This window comes from Variovorax pasteuri (assembly GCF_051216435.1).
Taxonomy (GTDB): Bacteria; Pseudomonadota; Gammaproteobacteria; order Burkholderiales; family Burkholderiaceae_C; genus Variovorax.
In genome coordinates this window covers 1475945-1484088 of record NZ_JBPJZS010000001.1, presented here as the reverse complement: position 1 = coordinate 1484088, position 8144 = coordinate 1475945, and the positions used below count along the sequence as shown (strand labels likewise).

Below are 8144 nucleotides of genomic sequence, written 5' to 3'. Positions count from 1 at the left end.
CCTTCTTCACGATCTCTTCCAGCGTCAGGGCTTCGAACTCGGTGCCCTTTTGCAGGTTGTTGAGGTTCACCACGTAAGCGTTGTGGTGCTTGCCGTAGTGGTACTCGAGGGTTTCCTTCGAATATTCGGGTGCCAGGGCGTCGAGCGCATATGGCAGGGGTGGGAGCACATGTTCCATGGTTTTTTCTCGTGGTTTGGTTGTGGGGAAACAGGGATTCTAGGAATTAATCATCGAGGCCGCGTCGGACGCTTTCCCGTTACGCCGCCCGGCTTGACGGTCAGACCGACCTCGCCGTCGGCAAGCCGAGCGGTGACAGCGTCGCCCGGCGCCAACTGCCCTGCGCTGACGATCGCGCGACCGTCCGTATCTGTGAGCCAGGCGTAGCCACGCTGCAGGACCAATGCAGGATCGAGCAGGCGCAGGCGCAAAGCCACGCGCTCGAGGCGCTCGCGACGCTGCGTCAGTGCGCGGTCGAACTTCAACGGAAAGTCGGCAGCGATCGAACGCGGCACTTGCGCCAAGCGTTCGCGCCTCGACAGCAGGGCGTACTGAAGACGCTGCGCATGGTGTGCCAGGCGAAGCTGCTGGCGAGCCACAAGGCTCGAGGGGCGGCCAAGACGCGTCGCCGCCTGGTCGAGGCGCTGCCCCAGCGCATCGAGGCGGCCGCCCAGCGCATCGCCCAGCCGCTCGTCGAGCAGATCGAGCGCGCCGAGCCACAAGTCACGCGGTGCGCTGACAAGTTCCGCCGCGGCCGTGGGCGTGGGCGCACGCAGGTCGGCACAGAAATCGGCGATGGTGAAGTCGGTCTCGTGCCCGACGCCGCTGATGACAGGCACCGGGCTTTGCACGATGGTGCGCGCCAGGGTCTCGTCGTTGAAAGCCCACAGGTCCTCGATCGAGCCGCCGCCGCGCACCAGCAGGATGACGTCGACGGCGGGCTCCAGGTCATAGAGCGACTGCAACGCACGCACCAGCTCCGCCGGTGCATTGGCGCCCTGCACTGCCGCCGGCGCAACCACGACCGGAATGTGCGGAACCCGCCGCCGCAGCGCCGTTACCACGTCGTGCAGGGCCGCGGCGCCCAGCGAGGTGACGACCCCGACCGCACGCGGCATCGTCGGCAATGCTCGCTTGCGCGCCGGATCGAACAGCCCTTCGGCCTCGAGCCGTGCCTTGCGCTGCATGAACTGCTCGAACAAGGCGCCCTGCCCGGCACGCCGCAGGCTCTCGACCACCAGTTGCAAGTCGCCGCGCGGCTCATAGATCGCGAGGCGCCCCCGCACCTCGACCTGATCGCCGTCACGCGGCGAAAAGTCGAGCAGGCCGGCCGCGCGGCGGAACATCGCGCAGCGCAACTGCCCGGACTCGTCCTTGAGCGAGAAATAACAGTGTCCGCTGGAGGCGCGAGAAAAGCCGGAAATCTCGCCCCGAACCGAGACGGGATTGAAGCGTGCGTCGAGCGCATCACCGACGGCGCGGCACAAGGCGCCGACGGCCCACATGCGCGGTCCGGGCGCGGAATTCACGTCACGCAAGCTCACGCGCGGCACGCAGGGCCTGAAGCCACTCTTCCACAACACGCTGCGGAGCCGTTGCATGCGGCCCACACAGCGGAACAGGCGCACGGGTTCTCGTGCAAGCCATTGATTTCATTGAAAAAAGTGCTGCTCAAAATTCAGTCGTTTCAGCGAAAAGGCCGCCCCATGCGGGTTTGGACGCGTTACGCAGCAGGTTAGTCACAAAGTTATCCACAGAATCTGTGCGTCTCTGCCGACACCCAAACAAGGCGCGTGCCGATGGTGGGCTCAGTGGATAATCGCCGCGCATTTGCAGTCTACGGACCGGAGGATCTTTCTTGTTTTCCATCATAGTTGCCGCGGGTTGGCCCATCTGGCCATTGCTCGCCTGTTCAGTCATTGCGCTCGCGCTGGTTATAGAACGTTTCACGAGTCTGAAGACCGTGAAGGTGTTTCCGCCCAAGCTGCTGGACGAAACCATCACCGTGTCGCACACCGCCATTCCGGGACCTGAGGTGGTGACCAAGCTGGAACGCAACTCGATGCTCGGCCAGGTTCTGGCCGCCGGACTGCGCGCGCTCAACGCCAACCCGCGCTGCTCCGAAGACGACCTGCGCGCCGCCATGGAAGCCGCAGGCCGCACCGTGGCGCACAAGCTGGAACGCTACCTCCCTGCCCTGGCCACCATCGCCTCGGCAGCGCCGCTGCTGGGCCTGCTGGGCACGGTGATCGGCATGATCGAGATCTTCGGCTCGCAATCGCCGGGCAGTGGCGCCGTCGGCGCGGGCAACCCGGCGCAACTGGCGCACGGCATCTCGATTGCGCTGTACAACACGGCCTTCGGCCTGATGGTGGCCATTCCGACGTTGATCTTCTGGCGCTATTTCCGCAGCCGCGTCGACGGTTACCTGCTGAACCTCGAGCTTTCCGGCGAGCGCTTCGCGCGCCATCTGAACGCCCTGCGCAAATGACGACCCCGACGCTTGCCACTGCGTGTGCTGCGCGCCCCCCCGCGGGGGCAGCCGTCTCCTTGGGGCAACACACCGGAGGCTTGTCATGACCCGTGGCCGCATGCAGTTCCGCCACGGCGCGCGCGACGAGCCGGAGATCAACCTGATCCCGTTCATCGACGTGCTGCTGGTGATTCTGATCTTTCTGATGCTGTCGACCACCTACAGCAAGTTCACCGAGATGCAACTGCGGCTGCCGACGGCGGACGTCGACGCGCAGCGCGACTACCCCAAGGAAGTGATCGTGGCGGTGTCGGCCGACGGCCGTTACTCGATCAACAAGACCGCCTTGCCCGACCGCAGCGTGGAGACGGTGGCCGCAGCGCTCGCGGCCGCGGCCACCGGCGGCAAGGACAGTGTGGTGATCATCAGCGCCGACGCCACAAGCCCGCACCAAGCCGTGGTCACCGTCATGGAGGCCGCGCGTCGCGCCGGCCTGATGCAGATCACCTTCGCCGCCCAGTCGACGGCGCAAGCCGGGCGCTGAGTGCATCCTTCCGAAGGCAGCAGCGGCGCAGCGCCGGCCTCGCGGCTGCAAAGTGCGTGGCTGCGGCGCGGGCCCTTGGCATGCCTGCTGTGGCCGCTGTCGCAGCTGTATGCAGCGCTCTTCGCCGTTCGAGGCTGGATGTATCGCTTCGGTTGGCTGCCGACCGAGCGCGTGCCGGTCCCGGTGATCGTGGTCGGCAACGTGATCGCCGGCGGCGCCGGCAAGACGCCGGTGGTGATGGCCGTGGTGCGGCACCTGCGCGCGCGCGGGCTGCAGGTGGGCGTGGTGTCGCGCGGCTATGGCCGGCACACGGACGACTGCCGGGAGGTGTTCGATGACAGCGACCCGCTGAACGTCGGCGACGAACCCGCACTGATTCATCACGCGACCCAGGCGCCTGTGTTCGTGGCACGCAGGCGTGTCGAGGCAGCACGCGCACTGCTCGCCCGGCACCCCGCCACGCAGGTCATCGTCAGCGACGACGGCCTGCAGCATCTGGCGCTGGCTCGCGACATCGAAATCTGCGTGTTCGACGACCGGGGCATCGGAAACGGCTGGCGCTTGCCCGCCGGCCCCTTGCGCGAAGCCTGGCCGCGCGCCTGCGACCTCGTGTTGCACAGCGGCGCACACCCTGCCTTCGCCGGGGGCTACACCGCCACGCGCCGCCTCGCGCAGGACGCCCTGACCCATGACGGCAAGCGCGTGCCATTGGGCACGCTCGCCGGCTTGCCATTGATTGCCACGGCGGCCATTGCACGGCCAGAGTCCTTTTTCGACATGCTGCGCGCGCGCGGCCTCACGCTCGCCAAGACCGTGCCCATGCCGGATCACTACGACTTCGAAAATTGGCAACGGCCGGCCGCAGCCGAACGAACGCTGGTCTGCACCGAAAAGGACGCCGTCAAGCTCTGGCGCAAGGCCCCCGATGCCCTGGCGGTGCCGCTGGAGTTCACGCCCTCCGCAGAATTCTTCACCGCACTCGACGCAAAGCTATCATCGCTCGATGGATACCAAGCTGCTTGAACTGCTCGTCTGCCCCGTCACCAAAGGTCCGCTGACCTGGAACCCCGAGAAGCAGGAGCTCTGCTCGCGCAGCGCACGCCTCGCCTACCCGGTGCGCGACGGCATTCCGGTGCTGCTGGAGAACGAAGCCCGCACGCTGTCTGACGAAGAGCTCGGGCTGTGAGCTTCACCGTCCTGGTGCCGGCGCGCCTGGCGTCCACGCGGCTTCCCAACAAACCCCTGGCCGACATCGCCGGCGTGCCCATGGTGGTGCGCGTGGCCCGGCGCGCCAGCGAATCCGGCGCCTCGCGCGTGGTGGTCGCCGGCGACGACCCCTCCATCGTTTCGGCATGCAAGGCGCATGGCGTCGAAGCCATCCTGACCCGCCAGGACCACCCCAGCGGCACCGACCGGCTGGCCGAAGCCTGCGAGCAACTGGGACTGGACGGCGACGACATCGTGGTGAACGTCCAGGGCGACGAACCGCTGATCGACCCTGCGCTGATCGATGCCGTGGCGTCCACGCTGGCCAGCCACGCCGAAGCCGACATGAGCACCGCGGCCCACGCGATCGATTCGATCTCCGATTTCATGAACCCGAACGTGGTGAAGGCCGTGCTCGACGCGCAAGGCAACGCCATGTACTTCAGCCGCGCTCCCGTTCCATGGTGGCGCGACGGCTCCACCAGCGGCGCAGCGCCGAGCGTGCTGCCCACGCCGGCGCCATTGCGGCACATCGGCATCTACGGCTACCGCGCGGGCTTCGTGCGCAAGTTTCCGTTGCTTGCGCCCGCTCCCGTCGAGGCGACCGAGGCGCTGGAACAACTGCGCGCGCTGTGGCACGGTCACCGCATTGCGGTGCATGTGAGCGATGTCGCGCCCGGTCCGGGCATCGACACGCCGGAAGACCTGGCGCGGGTCCGCGCCGTGTTTGCCGCAGGCCCCACCGCCTGAGAAAACCGCCGCCCCGGTGGGAAACGCGGGGATTTCTCGAGGGGCACGCATGCTATCCTCGAAGCAATTCCGCCTTGCCAAGCCCTCGGGCCGACGCTTGGTGCGACACAAAATCTAAGAACCGTCCGAGGACACCATGAGACTAATTTTGCTGGGCGCGCCCGGGGCGGGCAAAGGCACGCAGGCGGCTTTCATTTGCCAGAAATACAGCATTCCCCAAATCTCGACCGGCGACATGCTGCGCGCCGCCGTCAAGGCCGGTACGCCGCTGGGGCAGCAGGCCAAGGCCATCATGGATGCGGGCGCACTGGTCAGCGACGACCTGATCATCAATCTGGTGAAGGAACGCATCGCGCAGGCCGACTGCGCCAGCGGATTCCTGTTCGACGGCTTTCCGCGCACCATTCCGCAGGCCGACGCCATGAAGGCAGCCGGCGTCAAGCTTGATTACGTGCTTGAGATCGACGTGCCCTTCAGCGACATCATCGAACGCATGAGCGGCCGTCGCTCGCACCCGGCATCGGGGCGCACCTACCACGTCAAGTTCAACCCACCCAAGGTGGAAGGCAAGGACGACGTGACGGGAGAAGACCTGATCCAACGCGAAGACGACAAGGAAGAAACCGTGGGCAAGCGGCTGGACGTGTACAGCCAGCAGACGCGCCCGCTGGTGGACTACTACTCGGCCTGGGCCAAGGCCGACCCCGCCGCCGCGCCGAAGTATCGCGCCATCGCAGGCGTGGGCACAGTCGACGAAATCACCCAGCGTGCGCTTGCCGCACTGAGCAGCTGATCAGCTGATTTCGCAGCCGCCCTCGGCCATTGGCACTGGGCGGCTTTTTCTCTTAGCCGAGCAGTTCCAGCATCAGCGCGATGCGCGCCTTCACCGGCGTCAACGCGCCTGCGTCGCGCAGTTGGTCGCCTGCCTTCGGCAGGATGCGCCCGTTCATGCATCGCGTGGCACGAATCACCGCCACACCTTCGGCCTGAGCCTTCAGCGCGGCTTCTTCGAGCGAATGGTGCAGCGTGCCGTTGCCGGTTGCCGCGAGCACCAGTCCTCGCGGCGGCTCAGCACCGTTGGACTGGACGAGCGCGTCGATCAGCGCGCCACTGGCACCCGCGTAGCTCATGACGATCTCGACGCGAGGCCACCGCAAGCCGCTGGCGTCGAAGATCTTCGCCCTGCGAGACACAGCCGCTTCGGGCCATGCCCGGACCAGGCGCACTTCCCCTTCCTCCACATAGCCCACCGGCCCGGCATCGCCTGACGCAAAGGCTTCCAGCCGGTAGGTGTGGGTCTTCTGGATGTCCAGACCGCTGTGGATGGTTCCAGCGCACACCGCCGTCACGCCCCGCGCGCCTGCAGTGACGGCAACGCCGATGGCGTCCCGGACGTTCTGGGGTCCATCGGGCGCCAGCGCGGTCGCGGGTCGCATCGCGCAGGTCAGCACGACCGGCTTGGTCGCCGCCAACACGCTGTGCAGGAAAAAGGCCGTTTCCTCGAGCGTGTCCGTGCCGTGCGTGATCACAATGCCCGCTACGTCAGGCTGCGCGAGCCAATGCGCGCAGCGCTGCGCCAGCTTCTGCCAGACCTCGAAGGACATGTCCTTGCTGTCGAGTTGCGCCACCTGCTCTGCGACCAGCGTCACTCCAGCGGGCGGCTCGATGCCGCCCAGCAGGTCGGCCACGCCCACCTGCCCTGCGGTGTAGCCGATGTTGTCACCGCTGCTGGCAGCCTTGCCAGCGATGGTGCCGCCGGTACCCAGCACCACCACGCGGCGCACGTCAGGCAAAGGGGAATTGACCATGACTTGTCAACTTTTAAAAACTGGTTAAAAATACAGCTACTGGATATCTACCCAGTGCCGCAAGGAACCACACATGCAGTTCGCCGTGAAGCTTACAGCCCGCCAGCAGCAGATCCTGGACTTGATCCAGAGCGCCATCGCACGCACCGGTGCGCCACCCACGCGCGCCGAAATCGCCAACGAACTGGGGTTCAAGTCGGCCAATGCCGCCGAAGAACACCTTCAGGCGCTGGCCCGCAAGGGCGTGATCGAACTCGTCAGCGGCACCTCGCGCGGCATTCGCCTCAAGGGCGACGCCCTGCGCTCGCTCAACGAAACGCGCCACCGCGAAGGCGGCCAGTTCTCGCTCTCGCTGCCTGGCATGGCCCAGCTGGCGCTGCCGCTCATCGGTCGTGTCGCAGCCGGCTCGCCCATCCTGGCGCAAGAGCATGTCGACCAGACCTACTACGTCGAGAACACGCTGTTCCAGCGCCAGCCCGACTACCTGCTGAAGGTGCGCGGCATGTCGATGCGCGACGCCGGCATCATGGACGGCGACCTGCTCGCCGTGCAGGCCACCAAGGAAGCACGCAACGGGCAAATCGTGGTTGCGCGGCTGGGCGAAGAAGTGACCGTCAAGCGCCTCAAGCGCAACAAGCAGGTCATCGAGCTGCACGCCGAAAACCCCGACTACCCGACCATCATCGTGCAGCCGGGCGAGCCCTTCGAAATCGAAGGCCTCGCGGTCGGGCTCATCCGCAACACCATGCTCATGTAGGCCCATGGCCTGCTGGCAACAGCACCTCATCCGGCCGCAACAGGTGGCGGGCGTATGGCGCGAAGTCGCCATCACCCTGTCGCGGCCGATTCAAGAAATCCTGCCTGTGTTCAACCTCATACTTTTTTGGAGTTCACATGGGAATCGCCCTTCTCGCCATCGCTGATTTCTGGATGCCGCTGCAATCGCTGGCCAACCGCCTGATTCCGGCGCGCCGACCCCACGCCAGGGATCGGCTCGACGCCAACGACACGTCCGCCGGATTGCGCTACGTGGCCGTGCGCCCCGCTTGCACCACCCGCGTCGGCAGCAACGCCACGGCGCCCGAGGTTGCCACGGCCCCTGCACGCCCCCTGCGCGTGGTTCGCGTGGTCGAGGGCAAAGGCCAGCAGCGCAACAACCGCGTCGTGATCTCCGGGCGCATGGCCGACGTGTGCGACGAGCTCGACCGGCTGGCCGCGCTCGAAGCCGCAGAAACCCTGGCCACGGTCCACCGCTCGACGCGGCTGCACTGACGCAAAACGCCTCTGCGGAGGGGCCCGGAAGCCGCCGCGGGCCGGGTATCCAAACGTTCACTGGTGCGACATGCCAATGCTGCGAGGCACAAT

Annotated in this window: 10 protein-coding genes and 1 pseudogene; 8 read left to right on the top strand and 3 right to left on the bottom strand. The window is 66.5% G+C overall.

What is annotated here, in order from left to right; translation table 11 throughout:
• Window positions 1-178 (bottom strand): annotated as a pseudogene (locus ACSFBM_RS07010) (superoxide dismutase [Fe]); the annotation flags it as partial.
• 50 nt (window positions 179-228) lie between these two features.
• On the bottom strand, window positions 229-1542 hold the full coding sequence (gene xseA / locus ACSFBM_RS07005; RefSeq protein WP_435483739.1) for an exodeoxyribonuclease VII large subunit: 1314 nt from the start codon (window positions 1540-1542) through the stop codon (window positions 229-231).
• A gap of 314 nt (window positions 1543-1856) precedes the next feature.
• Here xseA and ACSFBM_RS07000 point away from each other — a divergent pair, with 314 nt between their 5' ends.
• From ACSFBM_RS07000 to adk, 6 genes are all read left to right on the top strand, one after another.
• Window positions 1857-2489, top strand: a complete 633-nt coding sequence (locus tag ACSFBM_RS07000; protein WP_435483700.1) for a MotA/TolQ/ExbB proton channel family protein — start codon at window positions 1857-1859, stop codon at window positions 2487-2489.
• A 100-nt stretch (window positions 2490-2589) separates the two neighbouring features.
• On the top strand, window positions 2590-3015 hold the full coding sequence (locus tag ACSFBM_RS06995; protein WP_435483738.1) for an ExbD/TolR family protein: 426 nt from the start codon (window positions 2590-2592) through the stop codon (window positions 3013-3015).
• Window positions 3016-4038: a tetraacyldisaccharide 4'-kinase gene (gene lpxK / locus ACSFBM_RS06990; protein ID WP_435483699.1), complete on the top strand. Its 1023-nt coding sequence runs from the start codon at window positions 3016-3018 to the stop codon at window positions 4036-4038.
• A complete protein-coding gene (locus tag ACSFBM_RS06985) occupies window positions 4019-4201 on the top strand; it encodes a Trm112 family protein (protein ID WP_007836935.1) in 183 nt (60 codons plus the stop codon). The genes lpxK and ACSFBM_RS06985 overlap by 20 nt, the downstream gene beginning before the upstream one ends.
• Window positions 4198-4971 carry a 3-deoxy-manno-octulosonate cytidylyltransferase gene (gene kdsB, locus ACSFBM_RS06980; RefSeq protein ID WP_435483698.1) on the top strand — a complete coding sequence of 258 codons (774 nt, stop codon included), beginning with the start codon at window positions 4198-4200 and terminating at the stop codon, window positions 4969-4971. Before ACSFBM_RS06985 ends, kdsB begins: the two co-directional genes overlap by 4 nt.
• A gap of 136 nt (window positions 4972-5107) precedes the next feature.
• Window positions 5108-5764 carry an adenylate kinase gene (gene adk / locus ACSFBM_RS06975; protein ID WP_435483697.1) on the top strand — a complete coding sequence of 219 codons (657 nt, stop codon included), beginning with the start codon at window positions 5108-5110 and terminating at the stop codon, window positions 5762-5764.
• A 52-nt stretch (window positions 5765-5816) separates the two neighbouring features.
• On the opposite strand, the gene ACSFBM_RS06970 is transcribed toward adk, so the two are convergent.
• Window positions 5817-6779 carry an asparaginase gene (locus ACSFBM_RS06970; protein ID WP_435483696.1) on the bottom strand — a complete coding sequence of 321 codons (963 nt, stop codon included), beginning with the start codon at window positions 6777-6779 and terminating at the stop codon, window positions 5817-5819.
• Window positions 6780-6852: 73 nt separating this feature from the next.
• Between ACSFBM_RS06970 and lexA the strand changes: the two genes are divergently transcribed.
• Complete coding sequence (lexA, locus tag ACSFBM_RS06965; protein WP_435436004.1) at window positions 6853-7536, top strand: transcriptional repressor LexA; 684 nt, start codon at window positions 6853-6855, stop codon at window positions 7534-7536.
• A 137-nt stretch (window positions 7537-7673) separates the two neighbouring features.
• Window positions 7674-8051: a hypothetical protein gene (locus ACSFBM_RS06960; RefSeq protein ID WP_435483695.1), complete on the top strand. Its 378-nt coding sequence runs from the start codon at window positions 7674-7676 to the stop codon at window positions 8049-8051.
• Window positions 8052-8144: the final 93 nt, after the last annotated feature.

Coding starts and splice junctions, on each gene's coding strand:
- ACSFBM_RS06995 (WP_435483738.1), top strand. CDS start 2,590: ATGCAGTTCCGCCACGGCGCGCGCGACGAGCCGGAGATCAACCTGATC.
- ACSFBM_RS06985 (WP_007836935.1), top strand. CDS start 4,019: ATGGATACCAAGCTGCTTGAACTGCTCGTCTGCCCCGTCACCAAAGGT.
- adk (WP_435483697.1), top strand. CDS start 5,108: ATGAGACTAATTTTGCTGGGCGCGCCCGGGGCGGGCAAAGGCACGCAG.
- ACSFBM_RS06970 (WP_435483696.1), bottom strand. CDS start 6,779: ATGGTCAATTCCCCTTTGCCTGACGTGCGCCGCGTGGTGGTGCTGGGT.
- lexA (WP_435436004.1), top strand. CDS start 6,853: ATGCAGTTCGCCGTGAAGCTTACAGCCCGCCAGCAGCAGATCCTGGAC.
- ACSFBM_RS06960 (WP_435483695.1), top strand. CDS start 7,674: ATGGGAATCGCCCTTCTCGCCATCGCTGATTTCTGGATGCCGCTGCAA.